Source organism: Alcanivorax sp. VBW004, assembly GCF_009718865.1.
Lineage (GTDB): Bacteria > Pseudomonadota > Gammaproteobacteria > Pseudomonadales > Alcanivoracaceae > Alcanivorax.
Window position 1 is genome coordinate 3,411,892 of record NZ_WNHC01000001.1, and the last position, 16,129, is coordinate 3,428,020.

The following is a 16,129-nucleotide window of genomic DNA, read 5'->3' on the forward strand; positions in this document are numbered from 1 at the left end:
GCCCGGGCCCCACTGACTGGCACGGACACCGTGCACTATTTTTCCTGAGTCGCTTCCAGCGCAGTCAACAACAACCGCTGGAAAATATGCTCACGCACGCCGTCTGGATCCGTCAGCGCCATGCGCTCCAGTGGAGCTGCAAACTCTGTCGGACTGCCTTCGTGGAACAAGGCTTTGCGACCCAACTTCAGATATTCCTTGTGGCTGACTTTCTCTTTCAACCAGGTGAGCGCCGTCATCAAGCGCTGCTCCACCTCGGTGAAATCTGTACCCAGCGGGAAAACAGGGAAGCTCGCCTTGCCACAACGCTCGGCTATTTCGTGTAAATGTTCAGGATTGTTACGCCGGTGCGCTTCGGGAATCTGATAATCCTGGCGCAGCTTGCCTGCCGCCTGGGCCTGCTCCATTAGCTCTACCTGGAAACGGCTATCGGCCACGTTCAACATGGCCATCACCACCTCTTCATCAGTCTTGCCACGCAGATCCGCCACACCATACTCGGTAACCACCATATCGCGCAGGTGCCGGGGAATGGTGTTGTGCCCATAGCTGAACACCACATTACTCATGGCTTCGCCACCGCGTTCACGCCACGCCCGCACCATCAGAATGGAACGCGCACCTTCCAACTCATGGGCCTGGCTGACAAAGTTATATTGCCCGCCCACACCACTGAGCACGCGGCCATCGTCAATCTGATCCGAGGCCACCGCCCCCAACAAGGTCACCGTAAACGCCGTATTGATGAAACGCGCATCCTGACGCTGCAGACGGTTCAGGATTTCATCGCCATAAAGATGGTTGATGAAACTGATGCGCGTCATGTTGATTCTATTGCGCTCCTGGTCCGTCATCTCCCGCAAGCGCGCATAGAAATCCCGGGGCCCCAGGAAAAAGCCACCGTGCATCACCACGCCACCGGCCAGGCTCTCGCCGAACACCGCCTTCAGGGCTTCACGGGTGGTGCGATCATCCAGGTCATTAGGCACGGTCACCTCATTGGGCAGCCGTAGTTCGTCACCGTGTTTGCTAATACCGTCGCGGAGAATACCGAACCGTTTCAGGGTGCGCAGCTGCGCACGATCCAGCCGCCGACTGATGGCCGACTGTTCGCGCAGGGCATCCAGCAGCGCCAGCCCGGGGGTTGCCGGGTTATGCATTTCCAGGCGCTGCAGTGGCGCCCAGTCATATACCGGCCGGCGTATGATGCCGTCGTCAATCAACGTGAGCAGGCCATGGGTCATCATTTCGCTGCAACCGTAGAGGCCCTCACGAAAAACCCCGGTGCCTCCTTCCCGCTCAATCAAGGCGTCATGCTCCGGCGGCACACCCCAGGCTTTCAACGCACTCAGATAACGGGGATTGTCCTGCTCGCGCAGACGCAGGTGATGCACCAGCGCATCGCCAAGGGCACCAATACCGATTTGCAGTGTGCCACCGTCACGCACCAGGGTACTGGCATGCAGACCGACAAAATGGTCCTGAATATTCACCGGCATGTTCGGGGTACTGAACAATCGCGTGTGGCCCTGCGGATCATCTACAAGCAGATCCATCTCCGGTAGCCAGTCGTCCACCCGGGCATCATTACCCATAAAGGGCAGGTCCCGATGTACCTGCCCCACGGCCACGATGGTTTCACCAGCTTCCCGGCGCGCCTTGAGCAAGGGCATCAGGTCGAGAGTCACTTCCGGGTTGCAGGAAAAACTGTACTCGTCGTTACCGTCCACCTGCCGGTGGGCCAGTAATTGCGCCACCACATTCACACCTCGCGCATTCAGGTCCCGCGCCACATGGGTGTAATTGCTGCTGATGTAATGTTGCTGGGCCACATCACTGCCCAGCATGCTGCCGGGCTGCATGAAAAACTCGAAGACACGAATGTTGGCGGGCAGGTTTCCACGCTTTTGTGCCGCCAGGTAGCTCAACGCTTCATAGTCGCCAAACAACCGATCGGCAAAGGGGTTAAGGAAACGTTTTTCCAGATCACTGCCCGCTCCAGGTTTGCCCAGAGACAAAGCGGTATAAATATCCAGGCTCAAGGACGGGTCCGCTTCCACGCGTGCATAAAGTGCATTCACAAACCGGTTGGGCTTACCCAGCCCCAGCGGCATAGCGAGGCGAATCTCTCCACCTGTGGCCTCAATAACCCGGTCTACCGCCTGCTCTACCTGATTGATTCGATCCGTCACGACCTCTCCTTGTCATTCATTCAGCGCGATTAATGTAGTGCCATTCAATGGCTGGCAGTGCTGGACACCAGCGTGACCAACACCACACCCGCAATAATAAAACCCATGCCCAGCATGGCAGGCAAATCGGGTATTTGTTTAAAGAATAGCGCGCCCACCAGCGCAATCAGTACGATACCCACTCCAGCCCAGACCGCATAGGCAATCCCCATGGGAATCGTACGCAGGGTCAGGGAAAGGGCATAAAACGCAATGGAATAGCCCACCACGGTAGCCACTGATGGCCACAACCGGGTGAACCCCTGGGACGCATTCAGCGCCGAGGTGGCCACCACTTCGGCCACAATGGCGATGGACAAATACAGGTAACCCATAGGGACTCCGCAACAATGGGGCGAGTTGATCGGGCCGGACATTCAGGCCGAAGGGGCAGCCTGCAACTGATTCAACAAGGCCTCCCAGTGTGCCAGTTGTTGGACCGGGAAGTCAGCCTGAGGGTGGCGCGCAATCAGTACCAGGCGCGAGTCGGTGTCCTGATCCGGCCACCGGTTCTGTGGTGTCATCTCCGGTGCCTGTTGCGCCACCCACTGCACCAGCATGGGACCGTCCAGCCCGTTCACCTGCAACAGCCCTTTCACTCGCACCAATGCATCGCCACATTGTGCCTGCAGCTGCTGGAGCGCGGCCTGCCATAATGGCCAGTCGAGCCCATGGGGCCAGCGCAGCGAGGCACTGAACAGATTATGGCGGGGCGCCTGCTTCTCCGCGGGGACCAGCGCAAGCGACTGAGCGGCAAGCGCCGCTCCCCCCACAGGGGCGAACTGGCCGGTCACCCGGCAACGACGCGGAAACGATTCATCAAGCAAGCTCGCGTCAGGAAAGTCGGCATCCAGCCGGTATTGCCGCGCCGTTACATTCAGGTCATGCAGCTGCGCCTGCAACACCTGCACGGCGGCGGGCTCGGCCTGTTCCGCCTTGGAAAGCAGCAGCGCATCGGCGCTGTGGATTTGCTCCAATACTTCCGGGTGCGCAGCAATGGCATCGGCACCGGCGCGGGCATCGACCACGGTCAGCACCGACTGGCAGACAAAGCGCTTTTTCAGCCAGGGGTCCTGCTCCAGTGGCGCCACCACACCAAAGGGCTCCGCCGCGCCGGTGGTTTCGATCACCACCGTCGTGAATGCGGGAATATCGCCGTTCTTGCGAGCCATGAACAGGTTACGCAACGTGGTGGACAGGGAGCCCTGAATCACGCAGCACAGGCAGCCTCCGGCCAGCAACGAGACCGACACCCCGTCGGTGCCGGTGAGATGCTGGTCGATACCGATATCGCCCAGCTCGTTGATGATCAGGGCCACATCGCGGCGCTCGCTCAGCCAGCGGTTGAGCAGTGTGGTCTTGCCACTGCCCAGAAAGCCGGTGAGTACCACCACCGGAATCCGTTCTTCCACGGTAATCAGCCCAGCGACCAGGGCAACTGCTCGCCGGCAAAGAACGGCACCACCGACTCACCAGCGGCGTCGATCACGGCGGGTACGTCCCAGGGCTTGCGTTGCAGGGTCACAGTGTCGGTGTGGCGCGGCAGGCGATAGAAGTCGGCACCAAAGTGGCTGGCGAATCCTTCCAGCTTGTCCAGGGCATTGTGCTGCTCCAGGAAGGTGGCATACAGCGGCAGGGCCGCCCGCGCCGAGTAACAGCCCGCGCAGCCACAGGCCGCTTCTTTCTTGTTACGGGCGTGCGGTGCGGAATCCGTGCCCAGGAAAAAACGGCTATGCCCGTCGATCACCGCTTTCTGAATGGCCTCCTGGTGCTGGCGACGCTTGAGAATCGGCAGGCAGTAATTGTGCGGGCGTACACCCCCTACCAGCAGATCATTACGGTTCATCAGCAGGTGCTGCGGGGTCACCGTCGCCGCGGTCAACGTGTTGGACTCACGAACGAAGTTGACGCCTTCCGAGGTAGTCACATGTTCAAACACGATCCGCAGGGCCGGAAACTGGCTGCGGATCGTATTCAGGTAACGATCAATGAACACCTTTTCCCGGTCGAAAATATCGATATCCGCATCGGTCACCTCCCCGTGCACCAGCAGCGGCACATCGTGCTTTTCCATGGCTTCGTACAGATGGGTAATCTTGCCCGGATCGGTAACGCCACTGGCAGAGTTGGTGGTGGCACCCGCCGGGTAGAGCTTGAAGGCATGCACAAAGTCACTGTTGGCTGCGCGCTCCACTTCCTCCACCGGAGTGCTGTCGGTGAGATACAAAACCATCAATGGCTCAAAACTCACCCCGGCAGGCACCTGCGCCATGATGCGCTCACGATACTCTGCGGCCTGGGCCACCGTGTTCACCGGCGGGTTCAGGTTGGGCATCACGATGGCACGACCGAATACATTGGCCGTGGCCGGCACGGTTTCCGCCAGTAAATCACCGTCGCGGAAATGCAGATGCCAGTCGTCCGGGCGAGCAATGGTCAGGGTATCGGTCATGGAGTCACCTTCTTTACCGTGGAGATTCGTGGGGCGTTTCGGGGGCGTAGTGTAGCGCAAAGTGTAGCGCAAGTTGGTGTCGAGGCAGAGCACGAGGCACATGAGAACCGCGGTTGCGGGCGACATCGGTCCGGAATCGAAAATCGCCTGCAGCATGTACACGGCCCACAAACAAAAACGCCCCGCATTGCGGGGCGTTTTCTAATATGGCGGAGAGGGCGGGATTCGAACCCGCGATACAGTTTCCCGTATGGCTCCTTAGCAGGGAGCTGGTTTCAGCCACTCACCCACCTCTCCGGAATGCGGTACTGCTTGTGGTTTGGTGGTGAACGCTCTTAATCGGCGCTGTCACCAAACTCGCCGCGCATCATAACGATTTTGCGAACAAAATACAGCTCAAAAATCAGGCAGACTCGCTATCTGACGATTTTTCGTGCTGAATTCGCTGATAAATTTCTTCACGGTGTACGGCAACTTCTTTCGGTGCGTTCACACCGATACGAACCTGATTGCCTTTTACACCCAGCACAGTGACGGTCACTTCGTCACCGACCATCAGGGTCTCACCAACTCGACGCGTAAGAATTAACATAATGATCCCTCCTGGGGTCCTTTCATTTCCGTGAGCGCTTTCCGTACCTGAGGCTCGCGGGTTGCCGTCCTTGACGACTCCTTGGTGCAGAGACCATTTACCCACCCCTGGCACGGGGCCGGTAGTATGCCTGAATCAGATTCTCAAGTCTTGCCGTGAGAGGGGCGAGACCAACCGGTCGTCGCCCCATACCTACCTGACGGTATGCCGATTATGCGCCGGGCTGATCCAGCTCGAAAGCAGAGTGCAGGGCACGGACTGCCAGCTCCAGGTACTTCTCGGCAATGACCACGGACACCTTGATCTCTGAGGTGGAAATCATCTCGATGTTCACCCCTTCGTTGGCCAGGGCCTCGAACATCTTGGACGCCACGCCCGCGTGAGAGCGCATGCCCACACCGACCAGGGAGACCTTGGCGATCTTGTCGTCACCGATGATTTCCGGGTTGCCCAGCTCTTCCGAGGCGTTGCGCAGGGCTTCCTGGGCACGGGCGAAATCGTTGCGGTGCACGGTGAAGGTGAAGTCGGCAGCGCCGTCTTTACCCACGTTCTGCACGATCATGTCCACTTCGATGTTCTCTGCGCTTACCGGGCCGAGGATCTTGTAGGCAATACCCGGGGTGTCCGGGGCGCCACGCACGATGATCTTGGCTTCATCACGGGTAAAGGCAATTCCGGAGATTACCGGCTTTTCCATATCAACCTCGTCTTCGACGGTAATAAGTGTCCCAGGGCCATCCTGGAAACTGGACAAAACACGCAGCGGCACATTGTATTTGCCGGCGAATTCCACAGAGCGGATCTGCAGGACCTTGGAGCCCTGGCTGGCCATCTCCAGCATTTCCTCGAAGGTAATGCTGTCCAGGCGGCGGGCGTTATCCACTACTCGCGGGTCAGTGGTGTAAACACCATCCACATCCGTATAGATCTGGCACTCGTCCGCTTTCAGCGCAGCGGCCAAAGCCACAGCGGTGGTATCAGAGCCACCACGGCCCAGCGTGGTAATGTTGCCGTCACCATCGACGCCCTGGAAACCGGCCACGACCACCACACTGCCACCATCAAGATCGGCGCGAACTTTCTTGTCGTCGATTTCTTCGATGCGGGCTTTGGAGTAGGTGTTGTCCGTACGCAGGGGAATCTGGCTACCCGTATAGGAGCGGGCATTGAGGCCCTGCTTTTGCAGCGCCATGGACAACAGGGCAATGGTGACCTGCTCGCCGGTGGACACCAGCACGTCCATTTCCCGTGGAGAGGGTTTGTCGGTAACGCCGTTGGCCAGCTCGATGAGCCGGTTGGTTTCCCCACTCATGGCGGAAACGACGACGACCACCTGGTCACCCCGTTTATGAAAGCCGGCTACCTTTTCGGCAACGGCCTGGATGCGTTCGACCGTACCTACCGAGGTACCGCCGTATTTCTGCACGATAAGAGCCATAAAGTCGCTTTTTCTGCAAAAAAGAGCGCGCTACTGTACCAGAAACGCGCCGGGATTTCATGTTCAGGTGGTTTGGCGGGTATGATCTTCGACCTTTTCCGCCCCCAAAGTGGGTTTTTCAGGCCGGAAATAACGGGTATTTCCAACCTGACAGCCCTACCCGGCCACCCAGCCCTTTACACTTTCCAGTGCCCCGGGCAACGCAGCAGGATTATTACCGCCACCCTGGGCCATATCCGGGCGACCACCGCCACGGCCGTCCACTTGCTCGGCCACAAACTTGAGCAGGTCACCCGCCTTGTATCTGGCGGTCAGGTCCTTGGTGACACCGGCCACCAGGGCCACCTTATCGCCTTCCACTGCGGCCAGCAGAATCACCGCGGAACCCAGCTTGTCTTTCAGCTTGTCCATGGTGACCCGCAAGGTCTTGCTATCGGCACCGTCGATTTGCGTCGCCAGTACCTTCACGCCGTTAATATCCTGCACATCGCTGGTCAGGTCGCCGCCGGCGCCACTAGCCAGTTTCTGCTTGAGGCGTTCGATCTCTTTTTCCAGTTCACGGACTTTCTGCGCCTGGCTGCGCACCCGCTCGGCGGCGTTGTCCGGTGAACTCTTCACCGTAGCCGCGATCTCGCTGAGGGCCCGCTCCTGCTGGCGCATCACCGCCAGGGCGTGTTCACCCGTCACCGCTTCGATGCGACGCACCCCGGCAGCCGCAGAGGCTTCCAGGGTAATGCGGAACAGCCCGATATCACCGGTACGGTTCACGTGGGTGCCACCGCACAACTCCTTGGAGAAACCGTCACTGCCCATGCTCAGTACGCGCACCAGATCATCGTATTTCTCGCCGAACAACGCCATGGCACCCGCCTCACGGGCGGCGTCAATATCCATCAATTCGGTGGTTACTGCGGTGTTGGCCAGAATCTGGCGATTCACCAGAATTTCAATCTGCTCACGCTGGGCTTCGCTGACGGCTTCGCCGTGGGAGAAGTCAAAGCGCAAATAGTCGGCCGCCACCAGCGAGCCTTTCTGCTGCACATGCTCGCCCAACACGTCGCGCAGGGCGGCATGCATCAGGTGTGTGGCGGAATGGTTGCGCATCACCGCACGGCGACGATCCACATCCACATAGGCGGATACCTTGCTGCCCACCGTCAGGGTGCCGCTTTCCAGCTTGCCCACATGCACGTGGGCCGCCTGGCGCTTGCGGGTATCGGTGACCAGGAAGCGGGTTTCACTGTCATCGCCTCCCATCAAGGCACCGGTGTCTCCCACCTGGCCCCCGGATTCGGCATAGAACGGCGTGCGCGCCAGCACCACCATGCCTTCTTCACCGGCGTTAAGCGTTTCTACCGCCTCGCCATCCTTGTACAGGCCAACAACCGCATCTTCGTCGGCCAGCTTCTCGTAGCCGGAGAAATCCGTCACCGCGTCGATATTCAGACGATCACTGTAATCGTTGGCGAAACTGCCCGCCCCGCGGGCACGCTCGCGCTGGGCAGCCATGGCGGTTTCGAAGCCGTCCATGTCCACAGTCAACGCACGCTCACGGGCCACATCCGCGGTCAGGTCCGGCGGGAAACCGTGGGTGTCGTACAGGTTGAACAGCACCTCGCCGGGCAGCACCTTGCCATCGAGTTGCTCAATGGCGCTTTCCAGCACTTTCATGCCCGCCGCCAGGGTGCGGCCAAACTGCTCTTCTTCCGCCAACAGAGCCTTCTCGATACGGGCCTGCTCTCGGCCCAATTCCGGGTAGGCCTCGCCCATTTGCTCGACCAATGCTGATACCAGCGTCGAGAAGAAGGGTTGGTCCTGCCCCAGCTTGTGCCCATGGCGCAGTGCACGGCGGATGATGCGGCGCAGCACATAGCCACGGCCTTCGTTGGACGGAATCACCCCATCGCAGATCAGGAAGCTCGCCGAACGAATATGGTCCGCAATCACGCGCAGGGATTTTTCTTCCAGGTCGTTGCAGCCTGTCGCCGTGGCCGCCGCTTTCAGCAGCGCCTGGAACAGGTCAATTTCGTAGTTCGAATGCACGCCCTGCAAGACTGCCGCAATACGCTCCAGGCCCATGCCGGTATCCACACTGGGCTTGGGCAACGGCTGTAGCTCACCATCCGGCTGGCGGTCGTACTGCATAAACACCAGGTTCCAGATCTCGATATAGCGGTCCAGATCTTCGCCCTCGGAGCCCGGTGGCCCACCGGGCACATGTGCCCCGTGGTCATAGAAAATTTCCGAGCTTGGACCACAGGGGCCGGTGTCGCCCATCTGCCAGAAGTTGTCCTCGTCCAGCCGGGAGAAACGCTCAGCGCTGACGCCCATTTCCTTGAGCCAGATATCCGCCGCTTCATCGTCGGACACGTGCACGGTGACCCACAGACGATCTTCCGGCAGCCCCAGGGTGCCCGTCAGGAATTCCCAGGCAAACTTGATGGCTTCGCGCTTGAAGTAGTCGCCGAAGCTGAAATTACCCAGCATCTCGAAGAAGGTGTGGTGACGTGCCGTATAACCCACGTTTTCCAGGTCGTTGTGCTTGCCGCCAGCGCGGACACAACGCTGGGAGCTGGTTGCACGGGTGTAATCCCGGGATTCACGGCCCAGAAACACATCCTTGAACTGGTTCATGCCCGCGTTGGTAAACAACAGGGTCGGGTCATTGTGGGGCACCAGCGAGGAGGACGGCACCTTAGTGTGTCCCTGGCTGGCGAAGTAATCCAGAAAGGCCTGGCGTAGTTCAGCACTCTTCATAGGAGAAACAATCATTGGCTGGCTGTCAGAGAGGGCCGAGTATAGCGCCCTCAAGGCCCGGTTGCGATGGGGAAGAAGCAAGCGTCAAGCTCCAGGCCACAAGCTGCAACGCGGTTGAAGATTTTATTGATTGCAAACGCCATGGGCCGCGTCCGAAAGCCTGAGCGCGGGCTGTTGGCTTTGTTCAACAGACAATCCGCGTCCGCGTTGCGGCTTGCGGCTTGCGGCTATCCTTTCAACGCCGCCGCCAGGCACACCGCCAGCACCATTACCAGCAGGATGCGCTTGAGCACACGGGGGGAGACCTTGTGCGCGAAACCCACGCCCAACCGCACGCCCAAAAGGCTGCCCAGCGCAACGATCAGCCCCGGCAACCAGGCAACCTGATCGCGGGCCACAAAGATCCCCAGGGCAAGCACGGTAAAACTGCCAGTGATCGCCAGTTTCAGGGCGTTGCCACGCAGGATGTCATAGCGCAGCTGCCCCACCAGCACGGCGATCAACACAAAGCCCACCCCCGCCTGCACAAAGCCCCCGTAGGCACCACAGAAGAACAGCCCCAACCAGCCGGCAACAGAGTCATTGGGCTGCAGTGGCTGCTCGCCCGCTGCCGGCGACAGTTGATTCGGTTTGAACACCATGATCAGTGCTACCACCACTAGGGTAGTCAGCAATACCGGCTTGAGAATGGACTCCGGCAGATAGGACGCCGCCAGAGTTCCCACCAGAGTGCCCAGCAGGCAGGGCACCAGAATCGCCGGCAGCGGCTTGAACGGCATGGTGCCGCGCTTGTTGAACTGGCGCACCGCCTCCACGCTTTGTATCAGCACTGCCACCCGCATGGTGCCGTTGGCCAACGCCGCGCCCATGCCGGTGAGCATCAGCAATGGCAGGATCAGCAGGCCGCCACCCCCGGCCAGGGTATTGATAAAACCCGCCAGCACACCGGCGCCCAGCAGCGCGGCCGCTAACCAGGGATCTGATAGATATTCCATGGCGTTTCCAGTCCGGGGGCACAAAGCACAAGGATACCCTCACCCACCCGTCAGCAAAACGCGTTGAGGGCACTGACTTGTATAAGCGCCCCGTAGGAGCGTCGCTGGCGGCGCGGTTCATGCCTGGTTCAAGAACAGTTACACCACAGAAAGCTACGTTCGCAGAGCAAACCCCCGCTCGTCCTCAGTGAGCTCTGCCCTAATGTGATGAAAGTGGTTAACAGCCTTTCCGGGGTTGGGGTATCGCGCCGCCAGCGACGCCCCTACAGCCAGACACCAGCGCCATGGCAGCGGTTCGGGTTCGGTTCACTCCGCATTTTAGCTAACACGCCTGCACAAGCAGCGATCAATCTAAATCGTCTTGCATATCCAGCGCCGCGAAGCTCTGTTCAGCATCAAACCCCCTGCTTTGCAAAAAACGCAGCTGTTTGGCCTTTTCTTTCTGATCCTGGGGGTACTGCCGAAAGCGTCGGGCGCGAACTTCTCGGGCCAGGGCAAACCAGTCTACCTCCGCATTCTCCAGCGCTTCGGCGATCCAGTCGTTTTGCACGCCTTTGAGCTGAAGTTCCTGGCGAATGCGCAAGGCACCCTGCCCGCGCTCAATGCGGGCACGCACAAAAAAACCGGCAAAGCGCCGGTCATCAATAAAGCCGTGTTCTTCGCACCAGGCCAGCACGGCCGCCAGCGCAGGCTGGTCACCCAGCCGCTGTTGCAGCTTGGTGACCAGTTCGCGACGAGCGTGATCGCGCCGCGCCAGCAGGGCAACCGCCCGCTGGCGTAGCTCGGCCTCTGTCAGCGGTTCACTCATCGTCAGCCGCGGCTTCCTCTTCTACCGGTACTTCAGCGGTGGGATCCGGCAGCAGGCGCGCACGGATTTCTGCTTCGATTTCTTCGGCAATAGCCGGGTTTTCACGCAGGTACTCACAGGCGTTCTGCTTGCCCTGGCCGATCTTGTCACCCTTGTAGGCGTACCAGGCACCAGACTTGTCTACCAGACCCTGCTGCACGCCCAGATCCAGCACTTCGCCTAGTTGGTTGATGCCCTGGCCGTAGAGAATCTGGAACTCGGCCTGGCGGAACGGCGGGGATACCTTGTTCTTGACCACTTTCACACGGGTTTCGTTACCGGTGACTTCGTCCCCTTGCTTCACCGCGCCGATACGGCGAATGTCCAGACGCACGGAGGAGTAGAATTTCAGTGCATTACCGCCGGTAGTGGTTTCCGGGTTACCGAACATCACACCAATCTTCATGCGAATCTGGTTAATGAACACCACCAGGGTATTGGCGTTTTTCACATTACCGGTAATTTTACGCAGCGCCTGGCTCATCAGGCGGGCCTGCAGACCCACGTGGGTGTCGCCCATCTCGCCTTCAATTTCCGCTTTCGGCACCAGGGCGGCCACGGAATCCACGATGACCACGTCCACGGCACCGGAACGTACCAGCATGTCGGTGATTTCCAGCGCCTGCTCGCCGGTATCCGGCTGGGAGACGATCAGGTCATCCACGTTAACACCCAGTTTTTCCGCGTAATCCGGGTCCAGAGCATGCTCGGCATCCACGAAGGCACAGGTGGCGCCTTTTTTCTGGGCCTGGGCAATCACGCTCAATGTCAGGGTGGTTTTACCGGAGGATTCAGGACCATAGATCTCGACAATACGGCCTTTTGGCAGGCCGCCAATGCCCAGGGCAATGTCCAGCCCCAGCGAGCCGGTTGAGATGGAGGGCATGCGCTCGCGCTTGCGGTCGCCCATGCGCATGACAGAACCCTTGCCGAATTGGCGCTCAATCTGTGACAGCGCAGCGGACAGCGCCTTACCTTTATCGCTCATTGTGACCCCTCTCCGTTTTCGGCGCGTCACTCATTGACGCCAACCGTATCTGATCTGTCTTATCTGGCCTTTCGGCCAGTGCTGACAATATGGACAGTATTATGAACAGCATTGGCTGTCCATTGCAACCTCCCATATTTATGCCGTGCCAGCCCCACCTCGATGAGGCTGAAATGAATAGCCCGATTGTGGCTACTTGAGGCGGGCATTCAAGCCCAAGATGGCTTCCAGGATGGTCTGCTGACGGACGGCATCGCGATCACCGTCGAAGTGGAAACAGCGGGCTTCGGCATAGCCCAGCTTCTGCCCCCAGGCAATCCAGACCGTGCCCACTGGCTTGTCCGGCGTACCGCCATCCGGCCCGGCGATACCGGTCACCGCCACGGAGACATGGGCCCGGGAATGGGTAATGGCTCCCCGCGCCATTTCCAGTGCCGTTTCTTCGCTGACCGCCCCCGCCGACGCCAGGGTCGAGGCCTGCACACCCAGCATCTCCACCTTGGCCTCGTTGGAATAGGTAACAAAGCCCCGGTCAAACCACGTTGACGCCCCGGACAGGCCCGTCAGCGTCTGGGCAATGCCCCCGCCGGTACAGGATTCCGCCGTCGCCAGAATCAAGCGCTGTTTTTGCAGGGCAGAAGCCAGTGCGACAGCGGCGGCAAGGATATCGTTATCCAACACAGGGGGATTCTCCGTTGCAGATGTTGCCGGCAATAAGCCGGGGCGATGTAATCAGCCCAGATCCACGTTGTGATACACGTTCTGCACATCGTCCAGATCATTCAGCATGGCCATGAATTTGTCGAACAGCTCCATGTCTTCGGCGCTGATGGTAGTGTAACTCTGCGGGACAAACTGGATTTCATCCACCTCGAATTCCAGCTCGCCGAAAGCCTCCGTCAGCGCCTGCTTGGCCTTGAAGTATTCCGTATTGGGCGTGAAGACGGTCAGTGTGCCGTTGTCATCTTCGATTTCGCTGACATCCACATCGGCGTCCATCAGCGCTTCCAGCACCGCATCTTCGTCTTCGTGAGCAAAGACAAAAATGGCCACGTGATCGAACATGTGGCTCACCGTGCCCTGGGTGCCGATCTTGCATTTGGTCTTGGTGAAGGCCATACGCACATCACCAAAGGTACGGTTCGGGTTGTCCGTCAGGCATTCAATCAACGCCATGCTGCCGCCCGGGCCATAGCCTTCATAGCGTGCCGGGGAATAATCCTCGCCGCCGCCGCCCTTGGCTTTCTCGATGGCCTTGTCGATCACATGGCCGGGCACCTGGTCTTTTTTCGCGCGGTCAATCAGGCTGCGCAGCGCCAGATTCGCCGAGGGATCCAGGCCGCCAGACTTCGCGCTGACATAGATTTCCCGGCCATAACGACTGTACACCTTGGCTTTCATGTCCGAGGTTTTCGCCATGGACTCTTTACGGTTTTGATAGGCGCGGCCCATACGGATCTTGCTCCAGAGAGATTGATTGCCGGGTATTTTAGGGGAAGATGAGGGCAAGAAGAACAAGGGAAGGAGCGAGAAAGCAGCGCTCAGGCAACAAGGACGCCCTTTCTGACCAGGTAACGGCAAAGGCTTGCCCTTCCTGACGCTATTTCCGCTATCCTCCCCCTCCGCCATAAATAAAATAGACCAGGACCTATCGTGCACACCCTTTATCGCATTGCGTTGGCAGCGCCTCTTCTCCTTAGCCCATTAGCACAAGCTTCCAATACCTTCGATTACGTCGACATTGGCTACTCCAGACAGAACACAGACTACTCCGGTTTTGGCGACAGCAGCTCCGGCACCGTAAAGGCCAGTGTCTCAGCCTTTAAATGGTTCCACGCCCGCGGTCGTTACCATGCGGGTAATGTCCGATTGCCAGAAGAAAACGCACAGCAAGAATCCTGGTCAGTCATTGGCTTGGGGGTTCACTATCCATTCAACGCCAAAACGTCCATTTTTGCCGGCTCAGACCACAACAAACTTGAACTACAAAACGGCTCTATCGACCGCGGCTGGTACCACCACATCGGCCTCAGACACGAATTCAATGAAAAATGGCAGATTGGACTTGAGCTCGGCGAATCCGATGTGCTGTTTCGCGACACCGCCTCGCTTATTGAAGGCATTTATAAAGTCACCCCGCAGGTTGGGCTGTCTGCCACGCTGCGCGATTACGATGATCTGGATTTGACTGAATACGAGGTTGGCGTGCGCTGGTTCTTCCGGGACTAAAAACTTCAAGGCCTGCATCACTGCTGAGTGGCGCCTGCTCCCATAGGCGGCCACTCAGCCGCAAGCGCTGCAGGCGCAATCCCGACCCTCAGCAAACGGTTACCGAATCAACTTTCCAGTTCAACCAGCGACTCTTCAAAGTAATCCAGAAAGCGCTGGATATGCGGCAGTGTATCGCGGCAACCGATAACACCGAACTCCAGGCTGTCCTTGTAGCTCACCACGGTGATGTTCAGCGCATAGCCATGCAGTACCAACGACACAGGGTAAGACGCCAACATTTCAGCGCCGTTGAGATACAGCGGATCCTTGGGCCCTGGCACGTTGGAAATCACCAGATTGAACATGGGGCTTACCCGCCCGGACAAGCCCGTCACCTGGCCAAGCGACAGCGGCACATTCGTGAGTACGGTATAGACATCGATCTCGGATTTCTGCATATCGCCAAGCCGGGACTTCACCCCTTTCATGGAATCCTGAATGGCTGCCAGCCGGTTCAGCGGCTCGGCGATATGCGTTCCCAGGCTGACCTGCACGGTGGTGATCGCATTACCACCGTCGCCCGCCTGGTCCGCACTGCGCAACGACACCGGCACCTGAGCCACCAGCGGCTGGTCCGGTAACGCGTCCTGGCTCAGCAGGTAACGCCGCAGGGCCCCACCACACATGGCCAGAAACATATCATTGACGGTGCCGCCATGCTGTTTCGCCGCTGCCTTGATACGAGGCAGTGACCAGGACTGGGCCGCAAAGCGCCGGGCCCCGGTCACTCGCCGGTTGAGCTGGGTTTTCGGTGCCCGATAGATAGTCTTCACATTGCCGTCTTTGGGCTGTCGCAACAGGTCCACCAGCTGGCCACTGCCCCGGCGCAGGTTATTCACTGTGCCTTTCATACCCGTATTTGCTGCAGGGGCACCACTGCTCTTCCTCGGTTTCTTCTCCGCATCCCATTCGCCGGACCAGGGCACCGGCAGGCGATCGTCGGCACTGTTAGCCAGACGTGACTGCATCAGGTACATACCCGCCACCCCGTCCACCATGGAATGGTGCATCTTGGTATAAAGGGCGAAGCGGTTACCTTCCAGCCCTTCAATCAAGTAGCTCTCCCACAGCGGGCGACTGGGGTCCAGACGCTGGGCGTGCAGCCGCGACACCAGCGCCAGCAGCTCGCGCACCCGTCCCGGGCGCGGCAAGGCGGAATGGCGCACGTGGTAATCGATATCGAAAGTCTTGTCTTCCACCCAGGCGGCGTCCATGCGCATGGGCAAGTGCGACTGAATCTTCTGATTGAAGGGACGGCAGATTCCATTCACCTCCACCAGGTAGCGATAGATGCTTTCCATGTAATCCGCGGGCGCATCCTCCGGAATGGCAAACAACGCCAGCCCACCCACATGCATCGGGGTCTCACGGGTTTCCATCATCAGCCAGCCGGAATCCATAATGGACAGTTTACGGGCCATTTTCCCTGCTCCTTATTGTTATCCGTTCCCTCACAGCCAGGCGCTTAAACACGCAGCCGCAAACGCCCTATCATCCGGTTTTTTCGTGGCAGAGCATTACCAGAATGGTTGCGTTTGGTTATCAACGGTCAATTGGG

The 16,129-nt window shown here is 59.1% G+C and carries 14 protein-coding genes and 1 tRNA gene; 1 reads left to right on the forward strand and 14 read right to left on the reverse strand.

Annotation, left to right across the window (positions count from 1 at the left end; genetic code table 11):
* Nucleotides 1-35: 35 nt before the first annotated feature.
* The 13 genes from F1529_RS15540 to F1529_RS15600 form a co-directional block, all read right to left on the reverse strand.
* The gene (locus tag F1529_RS15540; RefSeq protein WP_370457051.1) at nt 36-2,192 is read right to left on the reverse strand and encodes an acetyl-CoA hydrolase/transferase C-terminal domain-containing protein; all 2,157 of its coding nucleotides are present in this window, start codon (nt 2,190-2,192) and stop codon (nt 36-38) included.
* Between the two features lie 44 nt (nt 2,193-2,236).
* The gene (locus F1529_RS15545; protein WP_155136107.1) at nt 2,237-2,566 is read right to left on the reverse strand and encodes a multidrug efflux SMR transporter; all 330 of its coding nucleotides are present in this window, start codon (nt 2,564-2,566) and stop codon (nt 2,237-2,239) included.
* 42 nt (nt 2,567-2,608) lie between these two features.
* Nucleotides 2,609-3,643, reverse strand: a complete 1,035-nt coding sequence (locus F1529_RS15550; protein ID WP_370457052.1) for a GTP-binding protein — start codon at nt 3,641-3,643, stop codon at nt 2,609-2,611.
* Nucleotides 3,644-3,648: 5 nt separating this feature from the next.
* Entirely contained in the window at nt 3,649-4,683 is a 1,035-nt protein-coding gene (gene pyrC, locus F1529_RS15555) for a dihydroorotase (protein WP_155136113.1), read from the reverse strand.
* A 207-nt stretch (nt 4,684-4,890) separates the two neighbouring features.
* A tRNA-Ser gene (locus F1529_RS15560) sits at nt 4,891-4,980 on the reverse strand.
* 106 nt (nt 4,981-5,086) lie between these two features.
* Complete coding sequence (gene csrA / locus F1529_RS15565) at nt 5,087-5,275, reverse strand: carbon storage regulator CsrA (RefSeq protein WP_035229872.1); 189 nt, start codon at nt 5,273-5,275, stop codon at nt 5,087-5,089.
* Between the two features lie 211 nt (nt 5,276-5,486).
* Nucleotides 5,487-6,713 (reverse strand): aspartate kinase, encoded by a 1,227-nt coding sequence (locus F1529_RS15570; protein WP_155136116.1) that lies wholly within the window; start codon nt 6,711-6,713, stop codon nt 5,487-5,489.
* 156 nt (nt 6,714-6,869) lie between these two features.
* The gene (gene alaS / locus F1529_RS15575; protein WP_155136119.1) at nt 6,870-9,470 is read right to left on the reverse strand and encodes an alanine--tRNA ligase; all 2,601 of its coding nucleotides are present in this window, start codon (nt 9,468-9,470) and stop codon (nt 6,870-6,872) included.
* A 227-nt stretch (nt 9,471-9,697) separates the two neighbouring features.
* Nucleotides 9,698-10,465, reverse strand: coding sequence for a sulfite exporter TauE/SafE family protein (locus tag F1529_RS15580; protein WP_155136122.1), 768 nt, complete (start codon nt 10,463-10,465; stop codon nt 9,698-9,700).
* A gap of 346 nt (nt 10,466-10,811) precedes the next feature.
* On the reverse strand, nt 10,812-11,273 hold the full coding sequence (locus tag F1529_RS15585; protein WP_155136125.1) for a regulatory protein RecX: 462 nt from the start codon (nt 11,271-11,273) through the stop codon (nt 10,812-10,814).
* Nucleotides 11,266-12,300: a recombinase RecA gene (gene recA, locus F1529_RS15590; RefSeq protein ID WP_155136128.1), complete on the reverse strand. Its 1,035-nt coding sequence runs from the start codon at nt 12,298-12,300 to the stop codon at nt 11,266-11,268. The genes F1529_RS15585 and recA overlap by 8 nt, the downstream gene beginning before the upstream one ends.
* A 192-nt stretch (nt 12,301-12,492) precedes the next feature.
* On the reverse strand, nt 12,493-12,981 hold the full coding sequence (locus F1529_RS15595) for a CinA family protein (RefSeq protein WP_323773928.1): 489 nt from the start codon (nt 12,979-12,981) through the stop codon (nt 12,493-12,495).
* Nucleotides 12,982-13,032: 51 nt separating this feature from the next.
* Nucleotides 13,033-13,752 (reverse strand): YebC/PmpR family DNA-binding transcriptional regulator, encoded by a 720-nt coding sequence (locus F1529_RS15600; RefSeq protein ID WP_155136131.1) that lies wholly within the window; start codon nt 13,750-13,752, stop codon nt 13,033-13,035.
* Between the two features lie 201 nt (nt 13,753-13,953).
* On the opposite strand from F1529_RS15600, the gene F1529_RS15605 reads away from it, so the two are divergent.
* Nucleotides 13,954-14,529, forward strand: a complete 576-nt coding sequence (locus F1529_RS15605) for a hypothetical protein (RefSeq protein ID WP_155136134.1) — start codon at nt 13,954-13,956, stop codon at nt 14,527-14,529.
* A 107-nt stretch (nt 14,530-14,636) separates the two neighbouring features.
* Here the strand turns inward: F1529_RS15605 and F1529_RS15610 are convergent, their stop codons facing one another.
* Nucleotides 14,637-15,992, reverse strand: coding sequence for a wax ester/triacylglycerol synthase family O-acyltransferase (locus F1529_RS15610; RefSeq protein WP_155136137.1), 1,356 nt, complete (start codon nt 15,990-15,992; stop codon nt 14,637-14,639).
* Nucleotides 15,993-16,129: the final 137 nt, after the last annotated feature.